Genomic DNA, 15,107 nt, shown 5'->3' with positions numbered 1-15,107 from the left:
ACATACATTTGATTATAACGTATTGTGTGTGAGTTATAAATGGACTTCTCTTTTTTTTAATTGCTTTACATACTAATATATAATTAAACAACCTAATTCTTCTTGCATTAATTCACTCTTATTCTTCAATATTTCTCATTGAAATATTGTTATCATTAATTTCAATTGAATTTCCAAGCATCTTTAATGCATCATCCATCTTACATTCAATCTTATCTGTCACTCTGTTAAAACCTAACAATTTTGCCAAATACTTATATAAACTTACTTTTTCTATTGACACATTCTGTTTAATTATTTCAATCATACCACTTCCAAGTTCCTCACTACTAATATAATTGATATCTCTTTTTTCATTCCCATCACTAGGTACACGAAGCTGGTAATCGTTCACACCTGCCAGATATAAAAAACCATTGCGTCGAATAATACCATTATTCTTACAGTTATTCATATATATTTCATAGTCATTCTTTACCACATTAGTAACTTTCTCCCTACCAAATTTCCATACTATTCTTTTCAATAACCATTCCTCAGATATAGGAGCTTCTACCTCCATTACCTTTTTTATAAAATCCTGAAAATTGGATGTTTGCTGAATACTATACACATCAACCTGCGTATATTTTGGAAATGATTTATGTATTTCCTGTACTGGATATTCAAAAAACATTTCTGTTTCTTTTTTATCTTCTCTATCACTATTACTGATTTTTATCTGGTTTTTCTCAATCATTGCCTTCTTTACTGCTTCTAAAAGACGCTCTTTTTCAACTGCTGTGTTCTTAAACCAATCTGTTGACCAGATACGATAAAATTTCCAACCCATATTTTCTAATATTTCCTGTCTCAATCTATCACGATCTCTGGCATTTTTAGACGAATGATATGTTGCACCATCACACTCAACCGCTAATACATAATCAGATGTTGAAGGACGCTTAATTCCTAAATCAATTTTAAAATTTGAACATCCGACCTGAGTATCTACTTCATAACCATTATCTCTCAGAAAATCATAAACCTCCATTTCAAATGCAGAATCAAATTGCTCAAATGGATTTACACTAATAGTTCTTTCCATAGCGATTTCACCATTTTCAGCATAATCAAGATAGCTTCGTAACAACTTTGTCCCTTCTGCCTTGGTTCGAGTCAGGTCTATATCAGTATAATGAATAGAAGCCACCAATTGCACATTAATCTTGGCACGAGTAACCGCCACATTAAGACGACGTTCTCCTCCTACCCGATTAAGAGGTCCAAAATTTTGCATCAATCTTCCTGTTGAATCCTTTGCGTATGCTACACTAAAAATAATAGTATCTCGTTCATCACCTTGTACTGTTTCAAGATTCTTTATAAAGAACGGCTCGATTACATCACGTTTAAAAAAGAATTCCTTAGATGGATCATCTTGTCGTCTCTTTGATAACAACTTTTCTATCAATTCCTGTTGTGAAACACTAAAAGCAACAACACCCAGACTACGCTTAGGATAAAGTTCTATATTTTTATAGATCAAATTAACAATAAACTCCGCTTCCCTCCTGTTATTCCTACTTTTATGATCAAACATACCGTCTTTCGCACAATAATAATCGACACCTATCCACTTCTTATTCGTTGTAGATGACGGAAATGTCACTAAATCATTGTCATAAAAATATCTATTTGAAAACGTTATCAACTGCTCATAACGACTGCGATAATGCCATTTCAAACGAAGCTGTGCAAAGGTTGTTGAACAAATGTCCAAAATAGATTCAAAATCTGTTATGTCTCCTGCCTCATAATCATTATCATCTAAATTCTTATTAGTATTAAAGAAGTCACTTGGGGGCATCTGTTTTGAATCACCCACAACAATAAGTTGCTTACCTCTGTAAATAGCCCCTATCGCATCTTGAGGAAAAATCTGTGAAGCCTCATCAAATACCACCGTATCAAACTTCACTGATTCTGTATTAAGGAATGTACTTACACTAAGTGGTGACATAAGAAAACACGGTTTTATCGTCTGTATAAGCTCACCTGTTTCTCCTATAAGAGTTCGTATACTTTTCTGTCTTCTTTTCTTCTCACCTTCACGTAACAATATTGAAACAGCACTTCCCGGAGACACAAAATCAAGAGAGGGTCTATTTCGTGATAATTTTGACCTTATCTGCACTTTGCTGATTTCAAACTGCGTATTATCTTTCTTAATAAAAGCTTCTATTTGTTGATCATGTTCCACTCGATTAAATCCTGAAAGTACAGGTGTTATATGCTGTACATAATCTATCCATTGTCTATAAAAATTACGCTTATATGTCTTGACAATATCCTCAATTGCTATATTTTCATCAATTGTAGCATCTATAAATTCTGTTATCTGTTCCTTTCTTAACTCATATAGAAGATCATTAAATCTGCACCAATTGTCCAATTTATCATATTCTTGCAGACAATCTTTAAGTTTTGCTAATAATTTTTCGAATACGCAGTTTTCTATATCAAACATATTACTATTAAAACTCTTCACAAGAAGTTCTACATCTTTATAGCTTTTTTCTCTTAGTTCTTCAATTTGTTTTGCAATTATAGCAAACTCAGATTTATTTTTCTCATAATCAACGTCAGTATACCCCTCAAGCTTGCTAAAACTTACTCCCGAATCAAATAATTCCCTTAATCTTGATATCTGTGTTAAAATCATATTCCAATCTGAGTCAACACCATTATACGCTGAACCAAGATAGGATTTTAATGGTTCCTCTATTTTATTAAACATATCTTGTCTTTTATTATAAATACAAAGATTATTTGTTAATTCAATTGCTTCTTGATAAGAAGGTTTTTTACCATTCTTTTCATTAATTTTAATTTCAGTAATAAGTTTTCTATACTCACTATTAAATAATCTTCTAAAACCATTAGTATACACTTTTGTCAAACGTTTATATGTATCTGCTGCATCCAATTTATAAATATCAGCATCATATTTTTGATTAATAACTTCTCTTATCTCTACAATTTCTGTACTTAATCCCTTCATATCTGTTAGTTTCTCCTGTAAATATGTACAAGCTGACTTCTCTAAAAACGAAGGTGTAAGTATACGACTCTCTGAGGCCAATGTAAAAAAATTATTCCACAATTCAGTTTGTTTAAGAGTATTACAGACAATTCCATACTCTTCCTCTATTACTTTTTGCAATTCTATGTATTTATTTATAACTTCAATCATTACAATAAGACTATTCTTTATATTCTCTCTCGTTTGATATGAAGTATCCTTATTCACATAACCATACCATGGATTGTTTCTATATTGATAGCCTATTGATGGAACAAATTTAACGTATCGCTCTAGTAAATCTATTGCATTTTTTAAATAATCCTCACCCTTTTTGTCAATATCTTTAATATATACTTTTACATCTGGAGTATCACGATTACTAGAATAAGCTTCATATAATTGATATAGTGATTTGTTAATCACATCCCTATTTATATGAAGTTCCCTCTCATAAGAATCTAGTTTTTGCTGACTTTTTATTTTTGATTCAATTTCACTATCAGCTTTCGAAGAAACATTTGTTTTTGCTGTTCTCAATGTCTTGCATAGATTGTCTATAACTTCTTTCTTATTTGACTTATAACTATGAAGTTCAAGACAAAATTCTTCTAATCCTGCCTGCTTTAGTTTTTCATATACAACGTTCAAAGCAGCCTGTTTTTCTGATACAAAGAGTACCTTTTTACCATCATAAAGACACTCTGCAATAATATTGGTAATAGTCTGAGACTTTCCTGTCCCTGGAGGTCCCTGAAGTACAAAACTCACGCCCGCCTTTGCCAGCTCAATAGCCTCAATCTGGCTTGAATCTGCATCTACAACATTATGAAGCTCTACCAACGCATTTTTTAAATGATGTTCTCCATTTTCAACAGATACTTCTTCTTCTAAATCAAAGGTCTCACCAAGAATCATACGTACATTTTTATTCTGTAATATTGTTTTCTTATTCTCCATTAAATCTTTATACATATTCATTTTAAGAAATGAAAAAATTCCAATCTTGCACTCTTTTGTCACTGTCCAACCAATTTTTGCAACTCTCTGTTCGACTTTACCTAAGTACATCTCTAATCCCTCATTTTCGTACTCTGGCAATTTCATACCATATTCTCTCTCCATTTTAAAGGAAAACGTAGGATTAACAACTACATCATCTTCCGTCATTTTTATAAACCATGGTTCTATTGCTGAATCATTGCTAAATGTTACTGGTGCAAGAAGAATAGGTGCTCTATACGCATAGTTTGAGTCATTGCTTTCCTTCCAATGAATAAAACCAAATGCGATATATGCAACATTAACACCTGTTTCTTCTAAATGTTCCCTTGCCTTTTTATCAATATTCTTCAATGCATTAACAGGATTTACATTAGCATTGAACAAAAGCATTTGATTATTCTTTTTTATATGAGAACCATAAGTATTAATATATCCTTGACGATTTAGTTTTATCTGCTTTGCATATTTACCATCATCTTCCTGATTATCATCACCAGTACGTTCATCTTCGTCATCATCTGCAATTTGTGGATTGAATACTTCAAAAGAAGCTGATGATTCCACTTTGTCAAAAATTTCTTCTGCCTCTGGTAAAATAATCTCGACCGTAGATGCCTTTGTATCTTTAAAATTCACCAGATTATTTCTCTTTCCCGTATCCAGTAATAAGCTGGCCCATATATCTAATTTTTCCGTATCCATACCTTTTCCTTCTCTCTATAAACATTTCAATCAAGCCTAATTACTTATTGTTGTACATTTTATTTCTTTATATTACTCTTTTGCACCTTATGTAACATTAAATTCTTTCTTACATTTTATCAGATTTTCTTAATTTTAATCTTATAATAAAAAAGAACACTCGATAACTGTTATATATCATATATACCATTTAACAGTCTTCTAATGTTCATTACTATGAATTTCAAAAATATTGGCACTTTCTCTCAATACACCAAGTATAAAAATAAATTTCTATAACATTTTTAGGAAATATTGCAAAGAAAATCTTTCTGTTTTTCTACCATTACAAGCATCTCAATCATCCTTTATTTGCATTATTAAAGATTTCTGATTTGATTAGATTAGTATATAACTCAACCTGTTTACCAACAAATTCATTTGTAAGTTCAGGACCTTTATTCGGCTGATTTTCTTTATTAATATCAATTGAATCTAATTTTTTCATAAATGCATTCATAAAAGTTTCTGCCGTTGTCATCCTTCCTTACCTCTTGCATCTGAATCCCTGCTAATAGTCTAATTAATAATATATTTACACATCTATCAGTAACAATATATAATATGTGAATGATAACACAGATTAACATCTAATTCAATTCATTTTAAAATTAATTTAATACCAGCTTCTATACCGGAATACTATCCCTCAAACACAATGCCCCAAAACCAATTCTTTCATCAGGTATCTGTGTATATCCCGGTAATGGTCTTGCTCCCTTTATAAGATAAGCTTTCACTTTTTCACCATACAGATATAAATCATTTTCACGTACAATTCCCCATTCCATAAGAAGTGCCGCACTTCCTGCCACGAATGGGCACGCCATGGAAGTACCACTTTTCTCTGTAACTCCTCCACCTGTTGCCGCTGAAGTAATATTTACAGCAGGTGCTACTATGTCAGGTTTTATTCTGCCTACCACTCTCGTAAATCCCCGCCCTGAGAAATCTGCATATGACATAAGCAACGAATTATAGCCGCCTACTGATATTGCTGAATTACTTGTTGACGGAATCGTAAGTGTTGTTTCAGGTGATGGAGTCAGGAATCTTGTATCCTCATTTAATGATGCTGAATCGGGAAGCCACATATCAATCCTGCCATTCACTACTCTCTGTGCTGCCACATCTATACTCCATATTCCTGGCGTTATATAATCATTTACTGAAATATCAGGGATAATATCTATAAAAATCTCCTGAAAAGGACTATATGGCGATGGTTCTCCATAATATATCAGAATTTTATTAGAACCCAATCTTCTCTTTATACTTCCAACAACATTGTCAATCTTAATTGAATTAACTCTTCCCGGTGCAGTAATAGTGAATTCAAATACATCTTCATAGTTCTTCCAAATCTGGATATTTATATTACTTTCATATTCACCTATGGTGAATCTCATACTTTTTTCATCATTTATTTTAAATATCTCCTTAGTGTGACCTGCCGCTGCACCCTCATTTCCTGTTCCAATACATATACACATTTTCCATAAATTAGATATATCATCAATAAATGTCTCTATAAGCGAAGTTCCATCATGAGAACCATAGGAATTACCAAAGCTTATGTTAATCGAAACAGGCATATTATACCTTACTGCTGCCTGATAGATATAATTAATTGCCTGCATTAACTCTGTGGTCCTTGGAAAGCCATTATTAATCGAAGTATTTAACTTAACCATAATTATCGGACTTCTTGTTGCTATCCCTATACTGTTATTCTTATTCGATGCGAAATTTCCCGCCATTATTCCTGCCACATGAGTTCCATGCCCCGATACATCCCTTGACCTAAACCTACCACTTCTAAGTGCATCATTAATATCGTCCTTTGTAAATACTGTTCCAAGCGTATACCCCTCTGGTGGATTACCACTTATGTTCTGATCCCAGATTTCTAAGATTCGCGTGCTTCCATCATTGTTTCTGAAAGCATCATTAAATATGTCAATGCCACTGTCAATTAAGGCACATATGACACCCTCACCAAACAACCCTCCACGATTTGAGAATTCTCTGACCTGCACATTATTAATACAGGAAGTTCGTATGCCATTAGCTACTGTAAGATACAGACTCTTCGGCATTTCCACGTATATAATCTCCTTATAGGAATTAAGATTCCTTATAAAATTATCGGGTACTGTAAGGATTGCATAATTACCTGACAAATATATGATACTTACTCCGTTACTTTTAAGGAATTCTATATCACCATTATATCTTACGATTACTTCCCATGTATTTATTATACTGTCGAAACCTACATTCAGAGTCTTACTCTGCTCTCTGTCTCCCTCAGGAGTATCAAGTGCTAAATTAAGCATATCTTCATATTTCTGACTACTCATTTTCTATCCCCAAATTCATAATCCTATAATATATCTATATATTATGTCCAAATCTTCTATACTGTGTCGGTGTCATCTGGAATTTATTCTTAAATGCTCTGTTGAAATACGAGACATTATTAAATCCTGTATCTGTCGCTATATTAATTACTGGTTCATCAGTTGATTCTAACTTCTTCGCAGCCACAGAAAGCCTATATTGATTAATATATTCCATTGGGCTTTGTCCTGTGCAATACTTAAATGAATGCGAGAGATTGTATACACTCTGGTTTGTCAGCTTTGCTAAATCATCTAATGTGATTTTATCTATAAAATGCTCTTCTATATAGGTTATTATTACCTTGGTTTTATCACTCATTTTAATAAGGGACGATTTTTTACCTGAATTTTCATATAATTTGTTTTCAAATAAATATTTAAAGAATTCCAAAAGATAAATCTTTAACTGTATTTCGTAGCAATCTGCCTTATCGTAATAGCATTCCTGAAATTTCCCTACAATTTTCCTGATATTTTCTGTATGCTCTTCACCATTTTTCATATGTATCTGCAAGACAATTTCATTATTAAACAGCGGCATAAAATACTTTGAGGAACATACGTCAACTGTACTGTTATTCACCATATTAAGACTGAATACACTTGAGTTTCCAATAAAACGTTCCGTTCCACTCTGCTCAAATGAATGTATAACTCCCGGCGGAATAATAAGCACTTCTCCCTCATATAAATCATATGGTTTAAAATTCACATAGTAAATACAATGACCTTCCCTTGCATATATAACTTCTATTTCATCATGCCAGTGTGCAGGAAAAAACGTGCCGTTATTCGGAATTAATGTTCCATACACTGCAAATGGCAGCATATAAGTACCATGTCCTTTTTTCTCCTCATATTTCATAAAATCTTCGTGATTCATATTTATGTCACCTCATTTTTATATAGTCTTATCTTAATACCTGTAATTATATGCTAATTTTATATTTTTAGCAAGATTGTGTTATTTTTTAGCATTATTGTTGTAGATATATTACTATTTTTGACTGTATAATGACAACAGCGATATGAAAAAAATAAATGCAGTCTATGTCTGCGGAATGGAGAATTGTTATGGAAACGTCAAATAAAGATATTAAAAATACATCATTATTTAAATTAGGCTGGCCGATTTTTGTACAGTCACTATTATCAATGTGTCTCGGATATATTGACACTTTAATGATAAGTAATTATTCTGATACAGCAGTCGGTGGAATCGGTAATGCCAACCAGATTATCGGCTTTCTTACTCTTGCATTTTCCATTATTGCAAGTGCTACAGGCGTTATAGTTGCCCAATATCTTGGTGCAAAAATCAAAGAAAAGTTAAATCAGATTTACACCGTTTCGATTACATTTAACCTTTTGTTAAGTGGAATAATAAGTGCATTAATATTAATTTTTAACCAGTTTATCTTAGGTTTAATGAAAGTTCCAACTTCAATGCTTCCTGATGCTACAAGTTATATGAAAATAGTCGGTGGTTTTATATTTCTTCAGGCTATCTTTGATACATTTTCACAGATATTCAGAAGTAACGGTCAGACAAAAATCGGCATGATTATTGCAATCGTGATGAACCTTGTAAACATTGCTGGTAACTATATGTTCTTGTACGGACCACTCAAATACTTACACAAAGGTGTAGAAGGAGTTGCTATTTCAACCACTTGCAGCCGATTTGTTGCAGTTATTATTTCAATAATATTCTTCATCATCAAAATTGATGGACAGATTTCCATTAAATACCTAATTCCATTTCCATATGATGTATTGAAGAAACTGCTTAAAATAGGACTTCCTACTGCCGGAGAAAATATTTCATATAATATAGCACAACTTATAATTTTAAGTTTCGTCAATTCATTATCCGTTGTTGCTGTTAATACTAAGATTTATGCTACAATGTTAAGTAACTTTGCATATCTGTATTCAATATCTGCTGCTATGGCTACTGCTATTGTAGTAGGTCATTCAATCGGAGCAAATGAATATGATTTTGCATATAAAAAAGTTATGTCTACATTAAAAAAATCCATGATTATTTCAATAACCATTGCACTTATAAACTTCCTTATAAGTCCTGTTACTATTGGAATATTTACAGATAATACAAGTGTCGTAAACTTAGGGCACAAGATTATGTTCATATGTATTTTCTTAGAAATCGGAAGAACTGCTAACCTTGTAATTATCAACAGTATGCGTGCTGCCGGTGATGTTAAGTTCCCGACTTATTTAGGAATGGCTTCAATGTGGGGCGTTTCAGTATTACTTGGTTATCTGTTTGGAATCGTATTTGATTTCGGATTAATTGGTATATGGATTGCAATGGCACTTGATGAAATAGTACGTGGTGTGGTAGTATATATCAGATGGAAACGTGGTACGTGGAGAGGCAAACGTATTGTAGATAAAGTATAAGAAATCGCTCAGAATGAGAGTAGTATGTAATATGAATGAAGAAGAACAGTTAAAGAAACGTTTTGCTGATTTAGCAGACAAAGCATATTCAAGAGATATTTGTACCTTTACAAATTTCCTTGGCTTATTAGAATTAAATACTTACTATAACATAGAAAAAGAGCTGTCATATGTTGACCGCTCTCTTTTTGGTGGAAATAATTTCTGCGAACGCCAGATAGTAAGATTCGGCAATATAGAAACCGCATTTCCAATTGATTGTATACACATAACACCCGTACTTAAGAAATTCTCTGATGAACTAAGCCATCGCGATTTTCTTGGGGCATTAATTAATCTCGGAATCAAGCGTGAAACTCTTGGCGATATAATAATTATGGATAATGAGGCATTTGTATTCTGCCTTAATAAAATATCTGAATTTATCGTAGAAAATCTAACAAGAGTAAAACATACAGTTGTTAAATGCAACATTACTGACACCATACCTGAAAATGCATTTAACAGAATTAAGGTCAAAGAATTCAATGTGGCATCGCTTAGATTAGATGCAATAATCGGCGAAGTTTATAATCTGTCAAGAAGCCAGAGCCAGAATCTCATTCGAGAGAAAAGAGTATTTGTAAATGGACGTATTACTGAGAATAACAGCTATAATGTAAAACCTGAAGATAAGATAACGGTTCGTGGAATGGGGAAATTTATCTTTGGAGATACGATTCATACAACGAAAAAGGGACGATTCTTTGTAGATGCCCATATCTTCGTATAATTCACTCTAGCTTCTAACTTTATCTTATCTATTATTTATACAACTTTATCCTCCTGTGTCACCTACTCTAAATCCGAAAGATTTCCAAAGGAATAGCCCATTTCTTCCCATTTAGTAAGTAATTCATCCAGAATGTCTCCATTTGTCCTAGATGTACTATGTAATAAAACTATTGCACCCGGATGAATTCTTCCCAAAAGCTTTTTAAATGCCTCTTCTTTCGTAGGCTGTTTGTCATCATACCAGTCTACATATGCAAGGCTCCAGAAAATTGTCTTATATCCTGAATCATTTGCCATACTAAGACTTTCCCTGCTATATTTACCCTGAGGAGGACGATATAGCTTTACTAAATCTTTACCTGTTATTTCTTTATATTTATATTCTACATCTGTGAGTTCTTTAGTGAATTTTTCATTTGAGAGAGTAGACATATCATAATGATGATATGAATGATTTCCAACATTATGTCCTTCATCAGCCATTCTTTTAATCAAGTCAGGATTAGTTTCAAGAAAATTTCCAACTACGAAGAATGTAGCAGGAGCATTATGTTTCTTTAATGCATCTAATATTTTTTCAGTATTTCCATTCTCATATCCCACATCAAACGTGAGATATATTTTTTTATCATCTTCATTTCCAACATAAAAGGCATTATATTGCCTCAATTCTTCAGCCGATGAATTTCCGACCGGTGTACTTCCTTCATTCTGAAAGCTAAGTCCCCAGTTCATGGTATTTAACTTATTTCCATTAAAGCTGACATTTACACATTCATCAATAATTCCCGCTATACCATTACCAAACAAAAATGCAAGGACAAATATTGTGATTATCAGTAGAATTTTCTTCTTCACTAACACTTCTCCATCTGATTTCAAAATATGCGTATCATATATTCAATTATTGACGTTTACAGGTCATATATTTTGCTCTCACTCCATTAGTCGGACATTTTATATAATTTGTTCGCTTTCATCGTACAAATTATATAAAATATTCGCCTAAAGTCGCAATTCGCATAATATATGACCTGTAAACAAGAAGTTCTGAACCAGATGTTGTCACATAGTTTTGAAATCATATATTTATTAGTAATAATATATTCTTTCCTAATAAATTATATGCCTAATAACAAACTATGCTAATGACAGCATTTACTCCTACTAAGCTAAGGCATATGAGAGTCTGTGTCATAGATGAATACCTTGATACAAGTCTTTGTGATTTATTCTTATCTGAATTCCATATGCTTTCCAATCAATATACACTTCGCATCTGTTCCATGCCCTATATCCATAGTTCTTGCAACCGGAATATCTCTTCCTGCGTATTTCTGTACAAGTTCTTCTACCGATGGTACAAATATATCTGCATCTAATCTTGTAAATGTTCCTAGTAAAATACCATTTATCTTATCAAATGCGCCCATCTGTCTTAGCTGGCACAAATATGTTGCAACCTGCTGTGAGGTTGAATTAAGTCCTTCGAGTAATAATATCTTACCGCTAAAACCGGGCATATATTCTGTTCCTGCTAACTTTAGGAAACATCTTATATTTCCACCTATTACAGTTCCCTCCATATATCCCTCTTGGATAAAATAATACTCTATGTCAGTTAAAGCATTTCCTTCGTCTATAATTGTATTTTTAAAATTATTAATCTGTTGTTCACTATCTTTATAAATTAGATTTCTTATCTGGTATAATCCTGATACGTTCCCTGTCTTAGCATAAATTGCATTTATTACTGTGGTAAGGTCGCTATAACCATAGAAAATCTTAGGATTGTCCCTTATAATATCGTAATCTAAATATTCTAAGACTTCATTTGCAATATCACCACCTGATATATCAAATATAGCCTTAATTTCCTTATCTTTATAGAAATTCATCAATGCATCTGCCTTATCTTTGGCATCTCCACTGAAATATGAATCGGTCTCATAAATATAATCACTTATAACTGGCTCTAATCCAATTTCATTAGTAATTGTACCTATTAAATATTCAATTTTCTCTTCATATTCTTTGGTCTGTCCGTTAGAACAACCGACTATTCCTATTCTGCTTCCTTTTTGCATATGCCAGTCCTCGGTATTCATATCATTTATCTTAATATTGTATCCTTTATATTAGCACATTCATATAATAACTGTCTATATAAGGTCATATTTTTTCTTAACGCGCTCAATCTTATCCATCATTGGATTCGTTAACAAGATAGTAAATATTAATGTTGCAACGCCATTTACTAAATCCATCGGAAATCCTGTCACATAATAGCTTATTAAAGTAGCCTTATTAATTCTTGCATGTGACATAACAGCTGCCGCAGGATTCATAATTCCACCGTATATTACAACTGCTGCAAGAAAACCATATACTGCTAACACGATAACATTTGGTCTGTTCTTTCTCTTTCTGAAAATTATTCCAGACAAAAAGCCGATAATTCCAAGGGCAAACATCTGCCATGGTGTCCAGGGGCCTTGTCCAAATATAATATTTGACACTAACATTGTTACCGCTCCGACTAAAAAGCCACTTTCTGCCCCAAGACTTACTCCTGTAATTATTACAATTGCCGTTATCGGCTTAAATTCCGGCAGCATATAGAACGCAAGCCTGCCTGCCACTCCTATCGCACATAATACGGAAATCATTACTATCTCTCTCGCTTCCCTCTTTCTTCCTTCAAATATAATGAAGAACGGGGCTATAGCTTCTAGCAGAACTAATAATGAAATAAACAGATATTTTCTGTCATCGAAATAATAAATTCCACTAAAAATTGTTATGGGAATAGTTATCAGAAACATAATTGCCATAAATATATTCTGTTTCTTGATAGCATTAACTTTGCTTATATTATCCTTAGCTTTTCCTGCTTCATTATCCGAATCATTTTCTTTCTTTTTTATTTCAATTTCTAAATTATTTTTTTTCTTTTCTATTTCATTATCCGAATCATCTTCATTGCATTTTTCACAACAATTCTTATCACTATCTTCATCTTTATCTTTATTTGTTTCTCTGATATTACCTAAATCATTTCCACTATCATCTGTATTATTCTCATTTTTACATGCCTCTATTATATCACTCGCAGTAATTGCTCCCTCAATAATTCCTCTAGACATTCTGTTTGCTGCCGTTGTATAGAAACTATTTCCTTTAAAGAACCTGTATGGAATATTCTCTGCAACGATATTTCCATCAAAGAACAATGCACATCTATGGGTAAATTCAGCACAAAACTCCACATCATGGCTTACCATTATTATGGTTTTTCCACTATCTGACAACTTATGAATTATTTTAGCAAACTCTGTTTTATATTCATTATCTAAACCTTTAGTCGGTTCATCTAGCAGAAGAATATCAGGCATAGTAAGAAGCACCATCGCAAGTGCTACCCTTTGCTGCTCACCACCTGATAAATCATATGGATGTCTGTCTGTAAAATCACTAAGTCTGCACATCTTAATAACTTCATTGATTTGCTCTTTATCCTTACTAATATCTGACAGATTTTCGGCTACCGTTTTCTTAACAAATAACGTCTGTGGGTTCTGTGGCAGCATTATAATCTTTTTCTCATCATTTAACTTAATCTTTCCCCTGTATGGTTTTCTGATGCCACATATAACAGATAGAAGCGTACTTTTGCCTGTACCATTTCCACCAAGAATGCTATATATTTCACCTTTATGCACATTCAGACTTACATCTTTTAACACATCTTCGCCATTCTTCTCATATTTGAAACATATGTCCTTAAGTTCGATAACTTTTTCATCAAATTTATAATTTTTCTCTTCAATGAATTTTTTTATATTATTTTTACTACTGTAAGCCTCTAACCATTTTCTTCCCTGATTAACATTTAACGGACATTTTCCATATAAAACACTGCTATATACACGAATAGGAACAGGCATAGATAATAACATACTATGCTTCATATCCCTTAATTTCTGACACGTAACCTCAGGCACATCATCGATTATAATTTTGCCGCTTTCCATAACTATAACCCTGTCGCTCTGTGGTATAATCTCTTCTAATCTGTGTTCTGTAATGATAATCGTTATTCCCAATTCATGATTTATCTTGAACAGCATATTTATAAATTCTGATGCTGCAATCGGGTCTAACTGGCTTGTAGGCTCGTCTAGTATTATTACTTCTGGAAGCATTGTCATAATCGAAGCAAGGCATAATAACTGCTTCTGCCCACCTGACAGTTCAGAAACACTTCTATAAAACCAGTCCTCAATTCCGAAAAATGCAGCCATTTCAGCCACACGCTGCCTTATCACTTCATTATCATATCCAAGACTTTCAAGCCCAAAAGCTAACTCATGCCATACCTTATCAGTTACTATCTGATTATCCGGGTTCTGCGATACAAAACCTATATTTTCAGCCTGACTTCTCTCATCACACTCTATAAGGGCTTTTCCCATAAATAAGATTTCGCCATTTCTCTGTCCTGCCGGTTCAAGTACTGATTTCAAATGTCTTAATAATGTACTCTTTCCACAGCCTGAGGCTCCACATAACGTTACGAATTCGCCCTCTTCTATATTAAGATTAATATTATTAAGGACTTTTATTTTGCTTTCAGGATATTCAAATTCTAATTGATTTATTGAAAATATTTTCATTTCGTCTCTTTATCT

Annotated in this window: 9 protein-coding genes; 2 read left to right on the top strand and 7 right to left on the bottom strand. The window is 32.9% G+C overall.

Annotated elements, in window-relative coordinates; genetic code table 11:
• Positions 1–118: 118 nt before the first annotated feature.
• The 4 genes from OCV48_RS10225 to OCV48_RS10210 form a co-directional block, all read right to left on the bottom strand.
• Complete coding sequence (locus OCV48_RS10225) at positions 119–4,771, bottom strand: DUF4011 domain-containing protein (protein ID WP_147591867.1); 4,653 nt, start codon at positions 4,769–4,771, stop codon at positions 119–121.
• 340 nt (positions 4,772–5,111) lie between these two features.
• Positions 5,112–5,291, bottom strand: a complete 180-nt coding sequence (locus OCV48_RS10220) for a hypothetical protein (protein WP_147591866.1) — start codon at positions 5,289–5,291, stop codon at positions 5,112–5,114.
• A 148-nt stretch (positions 5,292–5,439) separates the two neighbouring features.
• Entirely contained in the window at positions 5,440–7,173 is a 1,734-nt protein-coding gene (locus OCV48_RS10215) for a S8 family peptidase (RefSeq protein WP_021982958.1), read from the bottom strand.
• Between the two features lie 34 nt (positions 7,174–7,207).
• Entirely contained in the window at positions 7,208–8,098 is an 891-nt protein-coding gene (locus OCV48_RS10210; RefSeq protein WP_021982957.1) for an AraC family transcriptional regulator, read from the bottom strand.
• Between the two features lie 191 nt (positions 8,099–8,289).
• Between OCV48_RS10210 and OCV48_RS10205 the strand changes: the two genes are divergently transcribed.
• Positions 8,290–9,642 (top strand): MATE family efflux transporter, encoded by a 1,353-nt coding sequence (locus tag OCV48_RS10205; protein ID WP_262559636.1) that lies wholly within the window; start codon positions 8,290–8,292, stop codon positions 9,640–9,642.
• Positions 9,643–9,655: 13 nt separating this feature from the next.
• Positions 9,656–10,414 (top strand): YlmH/Sll1252 family protein, encoded by a 759-nt coding sequence (locus OCV48_RS10200; RefSeq protein WP_262559633.1) that lies wholly within the window; start codon positions 9,656–9,658, stop codon positions 10,412–10,414.
• A gap of 62 nt (positions 10,415–10,476) precedes the next feature.
• Here OCV48_RS10200 and OCV48_RS10195 read toward each other — a convergent pair whose 3' ends face one another.
• The 3 genes from OCV48_RS10195 to OCV48_RS10185 all read right to left on the bottom strand — a co-directional run bounded on the left by OCV48_RS10195 (position 10,477) and on the right by OCV48_RS10185 (position 15,092).
• Positions 10,477–11,274 (bottom strand): polysaccharide deacetylase family protein, encoded by a 798-nt coding sequence (locus tag OCV48_RS10195; protein WP_021982954.1) that lies wholly within the window; start codon positions 11,272–11,274, stop codon positions 10,477–10,479.
• Positions 11,275–11,651: 377 nt separating this feature from the next.
• On the bottom strand, positions 11,652–12,503 hold the full coding sequence (locus OCV48_RS10190; protein ID WP_147591864.1) for a S66 family peptidase: 852 nt from the start codon (positions 12,501–12,503) through the stop codon (positions 11,652–11,654).
• 75 nt (positions 12,504–12,578) lie between these two features.
• Complete coding sequence (locus OCV48_RS10185; protein WP_262559631.1) at positions 12,579–15,092, bottom strand: energy-coupling factor transporter ATPase; 2,514 nt, start codon at positions 15,090–15,092, stop codon at positions 12,579–12,581.
• Positions 15,093–15,107: the final 15 nt, after the last annotated feature.

This window comes from Bovifimicola ammoniilytica (assembly GCF_025567085.1).
In the GTDB taxonomy this organism is placed as follows: domain Bacteria; phylum Bacillota; class Clostridia; order Lachnospirales; family Lachnospiraceae; genus Bovifimicola; species Bovifimicola ammoniilytica.
The sequence above is the reverse complement of the archived record's forward strand: the minus strand, read 5'-3'. Positions and strand labels throughout refer to the sequence as shown.

What these genes read in the sequence shown, in the direction of transcription:
- OCV48_RS10225 (WP_147591867.1), bottom strand. Translation starts at nt 4,771, where the DNA reads ATGGATACGGAAAAATTAGATATATGGGCCAGCTTATTACTGGATACG.
- OCV48_RS10220 (WP_147591866.1), bottom strand. Translation starts at nt 5,291, where the DNA reads ATGACAACGGCAGAAACTTTTATGAATGCATTTATGAAAAAATTAGAT.
- OCV48_RS10215 (WP_021982958.1), bottom strand. Translation starts at nt 7,173, where the DNA reads ATGAGTAGTCAGAAATATGAAGATATGCTTAATTTAGCACTTGATACT.
- OCV48_RS10210 (WP_021982957.1), bottom strand. Translation starts at nt 8,098, where the DNA reads ATGAATCACGAAGATTTTATGAAATATGAGGAGAAAAAAGGACATGGT.
- OCV48_RS10205 (WP_262559636.1), top strand. Translation starts at nt 8,290, where the DNA reads ATGGAAACGTCAAATAAAGATATTAAAAATACATCATTATTTAAATTA.
- OCV48_RS10200 (WP_262559633.1), top strand. Translation starts at nt 9,656, where the DNA reads ATGAGAGTAGTATGTAATATGAATGAAGAAGAACAGTTAAAGAAACGT.
- OCV48_RS10190 (WP_147591864.1), bottom strand. Translation starts at nt 12,503, where the DNA reads ATGCAAAAAGGAAGCAGAATAGGAATAGTCGGTTGTTCTAACGGACAG.
- OCV48_RS10185 (WP_262559631.1), bottom strand. Translation starts at nt 15,092, where the DNA reads ATGAAAATATTTTCAATAAATCAATTAGAATTTGAATATCCTGAAAGC.